The sequence below is a fragment of the Pseudomonas sp. GW822-FHT02G04 genome (assembly GCF_058802085.1).
The window spans coordinates 37,526-53,812 of record NZ_JBXANU010000011.1 but is presented as its reverse complement, the minus strand read 5'-3'; the positions used below and the strand labels follow the sequence as shown (position 1 = coordinate 53,812).

Annotated in this window: 10 protein-coding genes and 1 pseudogene; 3 read left to right on the top strand and 8 right to left on the bottom strand. The window is 60.4% G+C overall.

The annotated features are described in order from the left end of the window. Positions 1-29 precede the first annotated feature (29 nt). Positions 30-284, bottom strand: coding sequence for a hypothetical protein (locus tag AC1RO5_RS15840; protein WP_007933963.1), 255 nt, complete (start codon positions 282-284; stop codon positions 30-32). A 284-nt stretch (positions 285-568) separates the two neighbouring features. Between AC1RO5_RS15840 and AC1RO5_RS15835 the strand changes: the two are divergent. Then, positions 569-1,603 (top strand): annotated as a pseudogene (locus AC1RO5_RS15835) (HAMP domain-containing protein); the annotation flags it as partial. A gap of 93 nt (positions 1,604-1,696) precedes the next feature. Further along, entirely contained in the window at positions 1,697-2,461 is a 765-nt protein-coding gene (locus tag AC1RO5_RS15830; RefSeq protein ID WP_443200756.1) for a methyl-accepting chemotaxis protein, read from the top strand. Between the two features lie 141 nt (positions 2,462-2,602). On the opposite strand, the gene AC1RO5_RS15825 is transcribed toward AC1RO5_RS15830, so the two are convergent. From AC1RO5_RS15825 to AC1RO5_RS15805, 5 genes are all read right to left on the bottom strand, one after another. Next, complete coding sequence (locus tag AC1RO5_RS15825) at positions 2,603-3,205, bottom strand: DUF924 family protein (RefSeq protein ID WP_493176116.1); 603 nt, start codon at positions 3,203-3,205, stop codon at positions 2,603-2,605. A gap of 3 nt (positions 3,206-3,208) precedes the next feature. After that, positions 3,209-4,219, bottom strand: coding sequence for a class 1 fructose-bisphosphatase (locus AC1RO5_RS15820; protein WP_007933966.1), 1,011 nt, complete (start codon positions 4,217-4,219; stop codon positions 3,209-3,211). 246 nt (positions 4,220-4,465) lie between these two features. After that, positions 4,466-5,833 carry a DUF3999 domain-containing protein gene (locus tag AC1RO5_RS15815; RefSeq protein ID WP_493176114.1) on the bottom strand — a complete coding sequence of 456 codons (1,368 nt, stop codon included), beginning with the start codon at positions 5,831-5,833 and terminating at the stop codon, positions 4,466-4,468. Further along, positions 5,830-9,417, bottom strand: coding sequence for a DUF2339 domain-containing protein (locus tag AC1RO5_RS15810; protein WP_493176112.1), 3,588 nt, complete (start codon positions 9,415-9,417; stop codon positions 5,830-5,832). The genes AC1RO5_RS15815 and AC1RO5_RS15810 overlap by 4 nt, the downstream gene beginning before the upstream one ends. A gap of 186 nt (positions 9,418-9,603) precedes the next feature. Next, positions 9,604-12,054 carry a glycogen/starch/alpha-glucan phosphorylase gene (locus AC1RO5_RS15805; protein WP_493176110.1) on the bottom strand — a complete coding sequence of 817 codons (2,451 nt, stop codon included), beginning with the start codon at positions 12,052-12,054 and terminating at the stop codon, positions 9,604-9,606. A gap of 255 nt (positions 12,055-12,309) precedes the next feature. On the opposite strand from AC1RO5_RS15805, the gene AC1RO5_RS15800 reads away from it, so the two are divergent. Then, the gene (locus tag AC1RO5_RS15800) at positions 12,310-12,747 is read left to right on the top strand and encodes a YkgJ family cysteine cluster protein (protein WP_138866653.1); all 438 of its coding nucleotides are present in this window, start codon (positions 12,310-12,312) and stop codon (positions 12,745-12,747) included. A gap of 125 nt (positions 12,748-12,872) precedes the next feature. Here the strand turns inward: AC1RO5_RS15800 and typA are convergent, their stop codons facing one another. Both typA and thiI read right to left on the bottom strand, forming a co-directional pair. Beyond that, the gene (gene typA, locus AC1RO5_RS15795) at positions 12,873-14,693 is read right to left on the bottom strand and encodes a translational GTPase TypA (protein WP_008028025.1); all 1,821 of its coding nucleotides are present in this window, start codon (positions 14,691-14,693) and stop codon (positions 12,873-12,875) included. Between the two features lie 139 nt (positions 14,694-14,832). Continuing rightward, positions 14,833-16,287, bottom strand: a complete 1,455-nt coding sequence (gene thiI, locus AC1RO5_RS15790; RefSeq protein ID WP_477814811.1) for a tRNA uracil 4-sulfurtransferase ThiI — start codon at positions 16,285-16,287, stop codon at positions 14,833-14,835.

Genomic DNA, 16,287 nt, shown 5'->3' with positions numbered 1-16,287 from the left:
TTTTTCTCCCGTGGGCGCATAGCCCCGGTTTACTTCAAGCCTTGGCCCGAAAACATCAGCACTTTGTCACCAGCGTACTGCACGCTGATAAAGCTGTTTTTGTCACCCCAGGTGCAACTGGACATGCCGAGCGCGCCCGAGCAATCGGCTGGTTTGCCCAGCAAGGTTTCAACCTCGGCCTTGGGCATGCCGGTCGACAGCTTTGAGTAATTTTCCTGATTGATCTTGCTGCACGCGGCCAACAGCACGCAGAACGAGAGCAAGGCGATAGAACGCAGCGACATGGTGTAACTCCTGGAGCGGAAGGGGGGTGGCATGTTGCCAACCAGAAGCTTAGAAGAGAAAACCCCTGTCTGGTTCCCTGAGCGTCCGGCTATTTATCAGGCCGCTCGTCAGCCTTTTGCCAAGAAATCAGCCACTTTCTCGCGTCGTTGAGTATTTCGTCGGTTTTCGTCAAAACCCGCCTAATCTTTGGCGCTGGCCAGTCGACATAAAAGCAGCGCCAAGCCCTCGACTGTGGCAAATTGACGCCCCTTTGCTGACCAGCCACTGCGCGGTAGATCATTTAATGACCAGAAACATGAAATTCAGCCACAAGATCTTGTTGGCAGCCGCTCTCGTGGTGGCCGTTGCATTCGCCTGTTTCATCCTGTTCAACGATTACCGCCAGCGGCAAACCCTGCGCAGCAGTACCGAGTCTTCGATGCAGGAACTCGGCAGCCTGACCACCAGCAACATCCAGACCTGGCTGGAAAGCCGCATCCAATTGCTGCAATCGCTGTCCCAGCAGATCGCCGTGGATGGGAGCGCCCAGGCCAATCTCAAGCGCGCTATCGACCTGCCGGCCTACACCAGCAACTTCCAGCTGAGCTACTTCGGCGGCACCGATGGCGTGATGTTCTCGGTGCCGGCCGGTAACCGCGCCGCGGACTACGACCCCCGCGCCCGTGGCTGGTACAAGGCTGCCAACAACGCGCAACAGACCATCGTCACCGAACCCTACATCGCGGCGTCGTCGGGCAAACTGGTGATCACCGTGGCCACGCCGGTGAAGCACCAGAACCAGATGATTGGCGTTGCGGGTGCGGATATCGACCTGTCCAGCGTCAGCGCAATCATCAACTCGCTGAACTTCGGCGGTCACGGCCAGGCGTTCATTGTCAGCGCCGACGGCAAGATCCTGATCCACCCGGACAGCAAACTGGTGCTCAAGAACCTGGCCGACGCCTACCCCAACGGCGCGCCGAAAATCAGCCCGGGCCTGAAGGAAGTCGAACTGGACGGCAAAACCCAGTTCATCTCCTTCACCCACGTTAACGGCGTACCGTCGGCCGACTGGTACGTAGCGCTGGTGCTGGACAAAGACACCGCGCTCTCGATGCTCAGCGAGTTCCGCACCTCGGCGATCATCGCCATGGTCATCGCCGTGGTGATCATCATCGCCCTGCTGAGCATGCTGATCCGCGTGCTGATGCAGCCGCTGCTGATCATGGGCCGGGCCATGCATGACATCGCCGAGGGCGAAGGCGACCTGACCAAACGCCTGACCATCCACGGCCAGGATGAATTCGGTGCACTGGGCACCTCGTTCAACCGTTTCGTCGAGCGTATCCACACCTCGATCCGCGAAGTATCTTCGGCCACCGGCCAGGTCAACGAAGTAGCCCTGCGCGTAGTGGCGGCCTCGAACTCGTCGATGTTCAACTCTGATCAGCAGGCGTCGCGCACCAGCAGCGTCGCGGCGGCGATCAACCAGCTCGGTGCCGCTGCCCAGGAGATCGCCCAGAACGCCGCCCTCGCCTCGCAACACTCGAGCGACGCGCGCAGCCTGGCCGAAGACGGTCAGCAAGTCGTGGATAAAACCATCGCCGCGATGCACCAGCTGTCGGCAAAAATCAGCGATTCGTGCGGCAACATCGAAACCCTGAACAGCAACACGGTGAACATCGGCCAGATTCTGGAAGTGATCACCAGCATCTCGCAACAGACCAACCTGCTGGCCCTCAACGCGGCCATCGAAGCGGCCCGTGCCGGTGAAGCCGGCCGTGGTTTTGCCGTGGTGGCCGACGAAGTACGCAACCTCGCCCACCGCACTCAGGATTCGGCGCAGCAAGTGCAGAAGATGATCGAGGAGTTGCAAATTGGCGCCCGGGAAGCGGTCAGCACCATGACCGACAGCCAGCGCCAGAGCGAAAGCAGCGTCGGCATCGCCAACCAGGCCGGCGAACGCCTGGGCAGCGTGACGCAGCGCATCGGTGAAATCGACGGGATGAACCAGTCGGTGGCTACCGCGACCGAAGAACAGACCGCCGTGGTGGAATCGATCAACGTCGACATCACCGAGATCAACACGCTGAACCAGGAAGGTGTGGAGAACTTGCAGTCGACTTTGCGTGCCTGTGCCGATCTTGAACAGCAGGCGGCGCGGTTGAAGCAGTTGGTCGGAAGCTTCAGGATCTAAGTCGCTCTCAGCGGCCTCCTGATCGTTCCCACGCTCTGCGTGGGAATGCCTCAACGGACGCTCCGCGTTCGACTCTGGAAGGGACGCGGAGCGTCCCGGGCTGCATTCCCACGCGGAGCGTGGGAACGATCAGTCGAAAAGCTAGAAGCGCGATCCAGGCCCTGAAAGAAACTCCAGTTCCTCAGCCGTAGACTCACGCCCCAACACCGCATTGCGATGGGGAAACCGACCAAACCGCGCAATGATCTTCTGATGCCGTTCGGCGTAATCCAGGTTGCTGGCAAACACCGCCCGATCCGCCTCGGGTTGCTGTTCCACCAGATCGAGAAACCGCGAAACCGCTTCGTTCTGCACCGCCAGGTTTTCGCAGTGTTCGAACACCAGATAGATAAAAACCCGCTGGATCGGTCGCAGTTGCCGATCGAAATCCGCTGCAATGCCTTGCGCCACCAGTGCCTGGGCCCTGACGTCGCCGGAAAAGGATTTGGGGGTGTCGCGAAAGATCATTCGCGGCAGTTGATCGAGCAGCAGCACCAGAGCCAGCCAACCTTCGGGGCGTTGCGCCCATTCGGTCAATCCGCCGGCCAGTGCCTGCTCGACCAGGTCCCCGAAACGCATCCGCGCTTCGAGGTCCTGACTGTCACGCTTGCCGAACCATAACTTGCCCTTGTCAGCCGCTATTTCGTTGGGTGATTCGAAAGATCCAAACCACCATACGAGTAACGGCTGCCAGGGCGCGGTCATGTTTTATTCCTTGTGGTAAGCCGTGACGCGGGCAACTTCTTCTTTCGAACCGAGGAACACCGCAACACGCTGGTGCAGGCCTTCCGGCTGGATGTCGAGGATGCGCTGGTGGCCGTCAGTGGATGCGCCACCCGCTTGCTCCACCAGGAACGACATCGGGTTGGCTTCGTACATCAGGCGCAGTTTGCCCGGCTTCGACGGCTCGCGGCTGTCGCGTGGGTACATGAACAGACCGCCGCGGGTCAGGATGCGGTGCACGTCGGCCACCATCGCGGCGACCCAACGCATGTTGTAGTTCTTCTTCAGCGGGCCTTCATCGCCAGCCAGCAATTCGTCGACGTAGCGTTGTACCGGCGCTTCCCAGTGACGCTTGTTGGACGCGTTGATCGCGAATTCCTGCGTGGACTCCGGAATCGTGATGTCTTCATGGGTCAGTACGAAGCTGCCCATTTCACGATCCAGGGTGAAGCCTTTGACGCCATTGCCCAGGGTCAGCACCAGCATGGTCTGTGGACCGTAAATCGCGTAACCGGCGGCAACCTGCTGAGTGCCTGGCTGCAGGAAGGCCTTTTCGTTCAAAGGCTCGTTCTGGGTCAGGTATTCGTTCGGGCAACGCAGCACCGAGAAGATCGTACCGACCGGCGCGTTGATGTCGATGTTCGACGAACCGTCCAGCGGGTCGAACACCAGCAGGTACGCGCCTTTCGGGTATTTGCCCGGGATCTGGTAGGCATTGTCCATTTCTTCGGATGCCATGCCGGCCAGGTGACCGCCCCATTCGTTGGCTTCGAGCAGGATGTCGTTGGACATCACATCAAGCTTCTTCTGCACTTCACCTTGGACGTTTTCAGTGCCCATGCTGCCCAGGACACCACCCAGGGCGCCTTTGGAGACGGCGTGGCTGATTTCCTTACAGGCACGCGCCACCACTTCGATCAGGAAACGCAGATCGGCAGGAGTGTTGTTGCTGCGGGTCTGCTCAATCAAATAGCGACTCAGGGTAACGCGGGACATGGACGGCTCCGGAGGAATGGGGGGCTAAAAACCCGCGCAGTTTAACGCGAGTCGGGGCGCATTTCCTCCTATCAGACGTGATACGTCCAATAGAGTTCATGCGCGGGGTTGAGCGTAGTTGGAAATGGGGCCGCGATTGGCGGCAGTTTCAATATTTTTGGTGGCAGGAAGGACGCCTTCGCGGGCAAGCCTCGCTCTTGTAGGAGCGAGGCTTGCCCGCGATCTGGCGCACAGCGCCAGCCACCCTCAGGATTTAGCAGCAGGCTTGCGCAGCAAACTGAACGCCATCCCCCCCAGAAACAGCACACTGAGCAGCAACACCGCCCACAGCCCGATCTTTTTCCAGTTCGTGCCCAGCACCGTTGGCGCTGTCGCCACCGGGGTCACCACTGCCCCGCCGTCCACCGTCGCCTTGCCCAACGTCGCCAGCTTCGCCGCGCTGTAATCGGGAATCAGCGTCGACAACGGCAAGCTTGCAGCCTTCACCGTCGCACTGCCCAGCGCCAGCGTATAAGGCCCGGCCCCGCGTGCCAGGAACACCAATTGCGTGGAGCGCACGGCATACCGCACGGTGGGTGCTTCGGCGCCCAGGCCACCTCCGCGTTCATCCACCGTCAGTTTCAATTGCTGCACGGTCTGGCCCGACAACTGCAATTCGTTCTGCACCACGTCCTGGCCATTCTGGGTCAGGCGATAGAGCAAACCGTTGGTCAGCGTTTGCCACGGCAGGCTGGTCTCCCGGCGCCCTGATAATGTCACCGGTGCCAGGCTGTTGGGCTGATTCAGTTCGATCTGCAAACGCTGGACGTTCAACCCCATCGGCAATTGCCAGATGTACTCACCGGCCTTCACGCTGCTACCGGCCAATGGTTGCGACCAGACCAACGGCAGCGGCAAGGTGCGAGGGTTGGTGCTTTCCAGTTGCGCCGACGTCAACACCGGCGCCGATTGCGGTGAACTCCACAGCAAGCGCAAATAGCGCGCCGATTGCCCCGGCAGGCCGACTTCATGTTGCTCGACCCGTTCGTCGGCAAACGTCAGACGCGCCACCTGCCCTTCACCCCACGACTGCCAATGCTGCAGATCGTTGCTGGCTTCGATGCTGAAACGCTGGAAACCGTCGCGTTCGCTGGTCCAGTCGAGGATCAATTGCTGCAACGGCGCCTTGATGCCGCTGGCATCGAGTAACCAGCCGCGCAGTTCTTCTTCGCCCGCCTCCAGCTGGCTGGACGGCTGCACTTCGATCAACGTGCCGTTGGTGTTCGATTGCACCCGTACGCTCGGCGTGCGTTCAGTGTCGTCCGCCGAGTTGTACAACGGGAACCACTTTACGTCGGTCAGCATACGGTTTTCGTGGGTCTGCGCCGGCTCTCGGGCCAGGGCGTACGCCTGAGGCTCACCAGCGGCGTTGAACACACGTACATCGCTGAGATCGGTTTGCCGCGCGTTCAGTTGCACGCCCAAGGGCAATTCCAGGCGATACCACGGCCCCTCGCCGCTCACGGACAACGGTACCTGCGTGGCGAAATCCGAAGGTTTTTCCTGCGCACTGACCGACAGCGTCACACCCAGCACAACAGCACCGCACCAACCCAGCTTCAGCTTCTGACTCAAGACGACACTCCTTCGGTTTCAGGGGCCGGTTTTTCAGCATCCGGCGCGGCTTCGGCACGCTTGGGTGGCAACGGGGCGAAGTAGCCCACCACCAACAGCAACACGCCAACGCCGATAAACGACACGATCCGCGCCAGCCCGCCGCGGTTACTCAATTCAACGAAGAACAGCTTGGCGACCACCAGCGCGATCAGCCCTGCGCCGATCAGCCAGACTTCACGGCGGTGACGCAGATGCCCACCGATCATCAGACTCAGGGCCATCAAGGTCCAGACGATGGACAGGCCGGCCTGCACCAGCATCGATTCAAGCAGCAGATCCAACGCAAACGGCACGCCACCCCAGTGATGGGCCGCGCGCATCACCAGTGCGGTAAAGAAGGCGAACAGTGAAACACCGGCAATCACCTGCGTGGCGTTATCGGCGTAATCCTTGCGGATCGCCAGTTGCGTGACTGCGTTGCGGGACCAGACATAAACGCCGAACAGGGAGAACAACAGGCCCAGCTCCAGCGGGTTGATCAGTGGCACATACGGCAACGGCTCGGCGGTGCCGTCGCTGGCAATGTTCGCCAGCCAGAACCAGCCGAGCATCAACACCGCCAGCGGCGCGGCGGCATAGACCCGGTACTCGCGGGAATAAGCCGACACTGGCCATGGCCACGCGCGCGGTGTGGCCGCCAGCACCAGATACAGGCTCGGCAGAATTGCCCAGCCCAACCAGCGCCAGGCGTTGTACTGCTCCGACAACAGCAGCAAGCCATAACGCAGCTCCAGGGCCAACACGCCGATCAATAGCCAGCAACCGAGCACATGGGCGGTGCTCAGGGCTTTTTCGGGCAGCATCGGCGCCAGACGCCGCAACGAGATGAAATGCACGACGAACACCGCGGCCCAAACCAGCCAGCCGAAGTTGGCGGCCGGGTGATAACGCGAATGCCAGGCCGCGAGCAACACCAGACCGGCGGCGGGAATCAGCAAGGTGCAGAGCAAGCCTAGTGACGACCACTTCAGGCGCGGCGCCAGCACCGCCCACAGCGCCACACTCACCGCCGCGACCGCCAGCAACAACGTCGCTTGCAGGTTCACAGGCGCAAAGCGCAGCACTTCGCTGATCCACGCCAGTGCCCACCAACCCGCGCCCCATACCAGCAACACCTCGGACAAACGCTGCAGGCTCAACACATCGAAAGCCGAAGCATGGTTGCCGAGCTGCAAACGCCAGGCCCCGACAAATGCCGCCAGCCCCAGCACCAGCGGTGTCCAGAACCCGCTATGCGCCAACGGTCGCAAGCCTTCGCTGAGCAGCGGCCCGAGCAGGTCCGGCCCGGCGAACAGGAACGCTACGCCGCCGATCACCTGCAACAGCAGACCAAAGACAAAACTCACACGCTGCTTCAGGTACAGGCTCAGCCAGATGATGAACAAACCACTGGCCGCCCACACCGCACTCGCGGTTTGCCACGGCAACACGAACAGCACCGCGAGGTTGATCAGCACCAGACCGGCCAACAACACCACCGACAAGCCGCGCAGCAAACGCACGTCGCTGCGCACCATTTCGTCCCGGGCCGCCATCAACATGCCCGCGATCAGTGCCAGCCCGATCAAAGATGCGCTGAGCAAACCGCTCCAGCCGGCGCTGAACACCGCAGCCGAGTCTCCGCTCGCCCCTCGCAGCCGCACCAGGAACAACGCACCGCCAAGCAGTTGCACGGCGAACGCGCTGAACAGGAACGCCCGCGATTGCAGGCGCAGGCCGACGAACAGCGTCGCCAACCCGGCCAGCGCCCAACTGATCGCCGTGCCATGAGTGAAGAAAAACAGCGGCGCCAGCAGATAGAGGAACGTCAGGCCCAGGCAGGCCAGCACCGGCAACCCTTGGCGCTCCCACGGCAACGCCTGTTCAGGCAACGCTTTGCGCAATTGGTAGAAGCTGAACAGCAGCGCCACGCCGAGCATCAACGCCCCCAGCGGCGCACCATCGAGCAGGCTGCTCTCGCCGCTGCGCAATTCACTGAGGAAGGCCAGTGCCGAACCCAGTTGCAGCAGCAAGGCAAAGGCGCGTGCCAATGGCCGTTGTTGACGCAGGCCGAGCCAGAAAATCCCCGCGCCTTCCACTGCCCAGGCTGCGGCGGTCCAACGCGCGTCGAGCCCCAGAGGGATCGCCAGGCTGGCGAAGATCACCCCCAGCGCCAGGCAGGTTTCGGCCAACAACAGTGCTCGACCGCCCATCAGCAACCGGGCCAGGCCCATGTAAATCATGCCCAGCGCCAAGGCGCTGAAGGCCGCGGCAAATTCCAGATGTTCCACCAGCGCGAACTGCAAACCGAAGCCCACCAGCGGTGGCGCAAACAGCATCGTACCGTCGACGTAATCACCCTTGCGCGCCGACCAGTGCAACAGTGCATCGCGGCTGTCGTCCTCGGGCGCGTCGCTCATTTCCAGCAGTTTGCGACGGGCGAACAACAGGCCGATGGCCAGGTACATCAGGAAAAACAGAATCAGGAACGGCTCGGTGCTCCACAGCAGTTCCGGTTTATAGGAACGCAGGCCCCAGGCAAACCCGATGCCGAAGGTGCCGACAAAACCGATCAGGTTGAGCAGTCGCCAGGCCTTGAACCAGGCGATAGCGAGGATGCCAGCGTTGAGCAGGGCGAAATAGCTGAACAGCGCGACATGGTTGCCGGCACCGGTGGAGGTCAGGATCGGCGCGGCGAAACCGCCCAGAGCAGCGGCGGCGGCCAGGCCCAACGCATTTTGGGTAATGGCGAGAATCGCCGAGAACACCGTCACCACCACCAGCAACCCCAGTGCCGCCGTAGGGTCGAGCAGCGGATGCAAACGCATCGCGGCAAATACCGTGAGGTACAAGACTGCGATCCCGGTGCCTTGCAGCATAAGCGCGTAGTTGCTGTTGCGCAGTCGCAGCCACCAGCCCAGGGCGAGCAGGCCCAAGGCCGCCGCCGCGACACCGGCGTAACGCAGCTCGACTGGCACCACCATGCCTTCGGTGGCGTAGCGCAACAGGAAAGCCAGTCCGAGGAACAACAGCACCACGCCGACCCGCAGCACGGTATTGCCGCCGAACAGCCAATTGCGTGCGCCACTGATAGCGCGTTCGATGAAGTTCGGGCCGCGCGGCTCGGCCGGTTGCTGTGGTTCGCGGACGACCGGTTCGGGTTTCCAGGCATCAGCGGGCAGCGGACGACTGGCTTCGGCGGCGGCCACCGTGACGGGTTCGAGTTCGGGCGGCAGCTCCCAGACCAATTCCGGGGTTGCGACGGGGGCTTGTTCGAGGATGATTTCAGGGGATGCAGCGGGCTCGCTGGCAACCGGTTCGCCTGATTCCGGTGCCTTGAAGCCCGACACCTCCAGCAACGCCAGTCGCTGCTCGACTGCATGCAGCGCAACCTGAGCCTGATCGAGCAAACGCCGCTGCTCGGCCGATTGAGTGCTCAAGCGGCCAATGCGAATGGCCTGGCCGAGACCCAGCCCGAGCAACGCGCCCAACAGCGCGTCGCTGAACGACTCGTCAAGTATCCAGCCCAGCAGCAGCCCAATCAGCATGAACATCCATTGCATGGTCGATATCCCTAAGCGCAGTGGCCAATCCGAGAAGATTAGCGCAGCCCGTACAGCAAAGATCGCAGCCTTCGGCAGCTCCTACAAAGGCGACGTTCACCACCATGTTAGGTGAACACTGACCGTAGGAGCTGCCGAAGGCTGCGATCTTTTCCGGCGCGTCAGTATATCGATCCGAGCGAAGACTTACTCCAAAGCCTTCCAGATATCCGTGGCGTACTCGCGAATGGTCCGGTCGGACGAGAACCAGCCCATCCGCGCGGTGTTCAATACCGCCGAACGCCACCACTCTTTCGAGTCGTGCCAGTGAGCTTCGACCCGCATCTGAGCGTTCCAGTAAGAGTCGAAATCGGCGCAGACCAGGAAGCGGTCGTAGTCCACCAGCGAATCGATCAGTGAGGTATAACGGGACGGATCGTCCGGTGAGAACACCCCGCTGCGAATCGCTTGCAGCACGTCGTTGAGTCGATGGGAGGCGGCAATGTCCGGCGCTGCGTTGAATTCATGGTTACGTTTGCGCGCTTCCACTTGCTGGGCGCTGAGGCCGAAGATGAACATGTGCTCGGCACCGATGCGCTCGCACATTTCCACGTTGGCCCCGTCCAGGGTGCCGATGGTCAGCGCGCCGTTGAGGCCGAACTTCATGTTGCTGGTGCCCGAGGCTTCGAAGCCGGCGGTGGAAATCTGCTCCGACAAGTCCGCCGCCGGAATGATGCTCTCGGCCAGGCTGACGTTGTAGTTGGGCAGGAACACCACTTTGAGCAAACCACGTACCGTCGGGTCGTTGTTGACCACCCGCGCAATGTCGTTGGTCAGTTTGATGATCAGCTTGGCCTGGTGATAACTCGCCGCCGCCTTGCCGGCGAAGATTTTCACTCGCGGTACCCAATCGATTTCCGGCTCGGCACGAATCGCCTGATACAGCGCAACGGTATGCATCAGGTTGAGCAACTGACGCTTGTATTCGTGGATCCGCTTGACCTGCACATCGAACATCGCCGCCGGGTTGATCGCGATCCCCAGCCGTTCATGAATCAGATACGCCAGGGCTTTCTTGTTGTGCAACCGTTGTTCGGCGAACTGCTTGCGAAATGCAGTCTTCTCGGCAAACGGCTCCAGAGCGAGCAAGCGCTCCTCGGGGTTGTCCAGCAGGTTCGGGCCGAGGGCGTCGACCAGCATGGAGGTGAGTTCGGGGTTGGCCTGATAAAGCCAGCGGCGGAAGGTAATGCCGTTGGTTTTGTTGTTGATCCGGTCCGGGTAAAGCTTGTGCAGTTCGGAGAACACCGTGCTGCGCATCAGCTGCGTATGCAGGCCGGATACGCCATTGACGCTGTGGGAACCAAGGAACGCCAGGTTACCCATGCGCACGCGGCGACCGTTGTCTTCCTCGATCAGTGAAATCGCACGCAACACGTCGAAGTCGTGGATGCCCTTGGCCCGCAACGAGTCGATGTGCTGGGCGTTGATCAAATAAATGATCTGCATGTGCCGTGGCAGCATCCGCTCCATCAAACCGACCGGCCAGGTTTCCAGCGCTTCCGGCAACAGCGTGTGGTTGGTGTACGACAGCGTGTCGACCGTGATCTGCCACGCCGCATCCCACGCCACGTCATAGACATCGACCAACTGACGCATCAGTTCGGCCACGGCGATCGAGGGGTGAGTGTCGTTGAGTTGAATGGCGGCGTGATCGCCCAGGGTCAGCACCGAGGTGTGCATGTTGCGATGGCGGCGCAACAAATCCTGCAAGGACGCGGCGACAAAGAAATATTCCTGACGCAGGCGCAACTCCTGGCCGGCCTCGTTGCTATCCGCCGGGTAGAGCACACGAGAGATACTTTCTGCCCAGGCCACTTCCGCGACCGCGCCCAAGTGGTCGCCCGCGTTGAAGCGCTCCAGATGCAATTCTTCCATGGCCCGGGCGCGCCACAGCCGCAGGGTGTTGACACTCGCGCCGCGCCAACCGACCACCGGGGTGTCGTAGGCGATGGCCCGCACGGTTTCCGCCGGGGACCAGACTTGCCTGGACTTGCCGGCTTCATCGGTCACGGTTTCGACACTGCCGCCAAAACCGATCGGGTAGGCAACCTCCGGCCGTTCGAACTCCCACGGGTTGCCGAAATCCAGCCAGTGTTCGGTCTGCTCCTGCTGCCAGCCGTCGACGATGGCCTGGCGGAACAAACCGTGTTCGTAACGAATGCCGTAGCCATGGCCGGCGATGCCGAGGGTCGACATGCTTTCCATGAAGCACGCCGCCAGACGCCCGAGGCCACCGTTGCCCAGTGCGGCATCGGGCTCCAGCAGACGAATGCGTTCGATGTCGACGCCCAGTTCGGTCATGGCCTCGCGGGCCACATCGAGCAGGCCGAGGTTGCTCAGGCTGTCGTAGAGCAAGCGACCGATAAGGAATTCCAGGGAGAGGTAATAAACCCGTTTCTGGCCTTTGCGGTAGATCTGCCGGGTGTGGTCCATCCAGTGCTCGACCATGTGATCACGCGCCGCCAGGGCAATGGCTTCGAACCAGTCATGGTCGAAGGCGTGATCCGGGTCTTTACCCACCGCGTAAGTGAGCTTGGTCAAGACGGCGTCGCGGAATGCGGCCACCTCTGCTTCGCGAACAAGTGGTTCTTGAGTCATCGATAGGACCTCGAGCGAGCGTGGAATTGTCTGAGCCTAGTCGGTCTGACAGACCGTAGAGACTCTGGTTCGGCAGTTTTTCCTGTTAGTACGAGATAGATCGACATTAGGTTATCGCGTGCCTGAAACGATGCAGGGGTCGTGCCGGACACAGGACTATTTTGCGACAAGCAAAAAAATCTGGCGAAAGGTTGTTCAAAAATCCACCAGTCCCGGTATGATCGCGCGCCCTGATGCACACGCTGGTAACAACCGATGATGAAGCCCAACCTGATCGCCGCCGCGGAAATCGATCGCCTCGATACCTGGGCCAAGTACTCTGCCCCAATGTGCGGCTCGTGCATGTCCAGCTGCTGCACGCTGCCGGTCGAGGTCAAGATCAAGGATCTGATCCGTATCGGCATCGTCGACGAATTCGAGCTTGGCGACCCGCCGAAGAACATCGCCAAGCGTTTGCAAAAGGAAGGGATCGTCGAGCGCTACAATCAGAAGTCCGAGATCTTCACCCTCCAGCGCATGAGCAACAACGATTGCCTGTACCTGGATCGTAAAAGCCGTTTGTGCACTATTTATGATAAGCGCCCGGACACCTGCCGCAACCACCCGAAGATCGGACCGCGGCCGGGGTATTGCGCGTACAAGCCCAAAGAAGTGGTGCGCGAGAACAATCCGCGGACGCTGGACAAGTTCTGATCCCAATCTTCGTCGCCTGACAGATTGCCCGCGATAGGGGCAGCACAAACACCGCACAAAACCCAGACAAACAAAAACGCCCCCGGCCTTTCGACCGGGGGCGTTTTCATTCAGCCTGAGTTAACTCAGTTCTTGGCTTTCTTGGCAGCGCGGGTACGCTCGCCTTCGTCCAGGATCTTCTTACGCAGGCGGATCGACTTAGGTGTCACTTCGCACAACTCGTCATCCTGGATGAATTCCAGAGCCTGCTCCAGAGTGAAGCGAACAGGTGGAACCAGGGCGATGGTTTCGTCTTTACCCGAAGCACGCATGTTGTCGAGCTTCTTGCCTTTGGTTGGGTTGACGCCCATGTCGTTGTCACGGCTGTTCAGACCAACGATCTGACCGTTGTAGATCTCTTGACCGTGTTCAACGAACAGCTTGCCACGCGCCTGCAGGGTTTCCAGGGAGTAGGTCAGTGCCTTGCCGGTTTCTACCGATACCAGAACACCGTTCTGACGGCCGGACATGTCGCCGGACTTCATGGTGTCGTAGCGATCGAAGATCGAGGTCAGGATGCCAGCACCGTTGGTCAGGGTCAGGAACTGGTTACGGAAACCGATCAGACCGCGAGCAGGGATGTTGTATTCCAGACGAACACGGCCTTTGCCATCCGGCACCATGTTGGTCAGGTCGCCTTTACGCAGGCCCATCTCTTCCATGACCTTGCCCTGAGATTCTTCAGGGGTGTCGATGGTTACGTTTTCGAACGGTTCCTGCTTCACGCCGTCAACTTGACGGATGATCACTTCCGGACGACCAACGCCCATTTCGAAGCCTTCGCGACGCATGGTTTCGATCAGTACCGAGAGGTGCAGCTCACCACGGCCGGAAACCTTGAACTTGTCAGCCGAGTCGCCTTCTTCAACGCGCAGTGCAACGTTGTACAGCAGCTCTTTGTCCAGACGCTCCTTGATGTTACGGGAAGTCACGAACTTGCCTTCTTTACCGCAGAAAGGCGAGTCGTTTACCTGGAAGGTCATGGAAACGGTTGGCTCGTCAACGGTCAGAGGCTTCATCGCCTCGACGTTGTCCGGCTGGCACAGGGTGTCGGAGATGAACAGCGAGTCCATACCGCTCACGCACACGATGTCACCGGCAAACGCTTCTTCAACGTCGATACGGTGCAGGCCGTGGTGACCCATCAGCTTCAGGATACGACCGTTACGCTTCTTGCCGTCGGCGCCAATGGCCACGACTGGAGTGTTCGGCTTGACGCTACCACGAGCGATACGGCCAACACCGATAACACCCAGGAAGCTGTTGTAGTCCAGTGCCGAGATTTGCATCTGGAACGGGCCTTCACGGTCAACTTTAGGAGCCGGTACGTTGTCGACGATCGACTGGTACAACGGGGTCATGTCTTCAGCCATGTCGGTGTGGTCCAGACCGGCGATGCCGTTCAGGGCCGAGGCGTAGACGACTTTGAAGTCCAGCTGTTCTTCGGTAGCACCCAGGTTGTCGAACAGGTCGAAGATCTGGTCCAGAACCCAGTCCGGACGCGCGCCTGGACGGTCAACCTTGTTGATGCACACGATTGGACGCAGGCCGGCTTCGAACGCCTTCTTGGTCACGAAACGGGTTTGCGGCATAGGGCCGTCTTGAGCGTCAACCAGCAGCAGAACGGAGTCGACCATCGACATTACGCGTTCAACTTCGCCGCCGAAGTCGGCGTGGCCCGGGGTGTCCACGATGTTGATGTGGTAGCCGTTCCAGTTGATGGCGGTGTTTTTCGCCAGAATGGTAATACCGCGCTCTTTCTCCTGGTCGTTGGAGTCCATCACGCGCTCGTCGTTGAGCTCGTTGCGCTCCAGGGTGCCGGATTGACGCAAGAGTTTGTCTACCAGGGTGGTTTTACCATGGTCAACGTGGGCAATGATGGCGATGTTGCGTAGATTTTCGATCACTTGTGTATCTCGATCAGAGGATTCGGTGTGCTGACAAGTCTTGGCAGCGATTGACAGTAGTGTCCGGCATGGCCGTTACAGCTTGACGGCAGTGTCGGGGGGCCGGTGACGCAGGCCACAGGCAAACAGCCCCGGGCACTTAGCTCGGTCGATAAACGCGCACATTGGCATGCCCCTCACTGAGCAAATGGTGGGCATGCAGGCGACTCATCACGCCTTTGTCGCAATACAGCAGGTACTGGCGAGTAGGGTCCAGTTCCTTGAAACGAGCGTTCAGTGCATAAAACGGCATCGTTTGTACCTCAATGCCAGAAAGCTCCAGCGGGTCGTCTTCGGCGGCATCCGGGTGACGGATATCGATGATGATCTGGCCCGCCAGCGCTTCGCTGACTTCTTCAATCTGCAAGTCCTGGCCCAATTCGTCGATCACCCGATCGATCGGCACCAGTTTGGCGTTTTCGAGCGCACGCTCGAGCACCGCCATGTCGAATTCTTTCTCTTCGTGTTCAACGCGGTAGCGCTTGGCCGCGGTTTTCGGATTGACCGAGATGACCCCGCAGTACTCCGGCATGTGCCGGGCGAAATCGGCGGTGCCGATCTCGTTGGCCGTGTCGATGATGTCCTGCTTGTGGCTGGCGATCAGCGGGCGCAGCACCAGTTTATCGGTCACACAGTCGATCACCGACAGGTTCGGCAGGGTCTGGCTCGATACCTGGGAGATCGCTTCGCCGGTGACCAGCGCATCGATGTGCAGCCGGTCAGCGATACTGGACGCGGCGCGTAACATCATACGCTTCAATACGACGCCCATATGACTGTTATCGACTTTGCCGAGAATCTCGCCCAGCACTTCCTCGAACGGCACACTGACAAATAACACGCGTTGGGAGCTGCCGTACTTCTTCCAGATGAAATGCGCGACTTCCATGACGCCCAATTCGTGGGCACGTCCGCCCAGGTTGAAGAAGCAGAAGTGGCTCATCAGGCCGCGGCGCATGATCTGGTAGGCCGCCACGGTCGAGTCGAAGCCGCCGGACATCAGCACCAGCGTCTGCTCCAGGGCGCCGAGCGGATAACCGCCGATGCCGTTGTGCTGGCTGTGGATCACGAACAACCGTTGGTCGCGAACTTCGATACGGACTTCAATTTCGGGCTTTTTCAGGTCGATCCCGGCGGCACCGCACTGACGGCGCAACTGGCTGCCGACATATTTCTCGATGTCTATCGAACTGAATGGGTGCTTGCCCGCACGCTTGCAGCGCACCGAGAAAATCTTTCCGGCCAGCGCATCGCCGTAGTGCTGCTTGCACTTCTCGACGATGTCGTCGAAGTCGCCCAGCGGGTACTCGTCGATCTGCAAAAAGTGCGCGATGCCCGGCGTGCAAGTCAGGCGCTCGCCCATCTCTTTCAGGACCTTGGGGTCGCTGACGCGGGTTTCCAGCTCGAGATTGTCCCACACACCGTTCACCACCACGGCCGGGTCCAGATCGCGGAGCACGGTACGGATGTTTTTGGCCAACTGGCGGATGAAACGCATCCGGACCGGGCGGCTCTTGATGGTGATCTCGGGGAAGACTTTTACGATTAGTTTCAT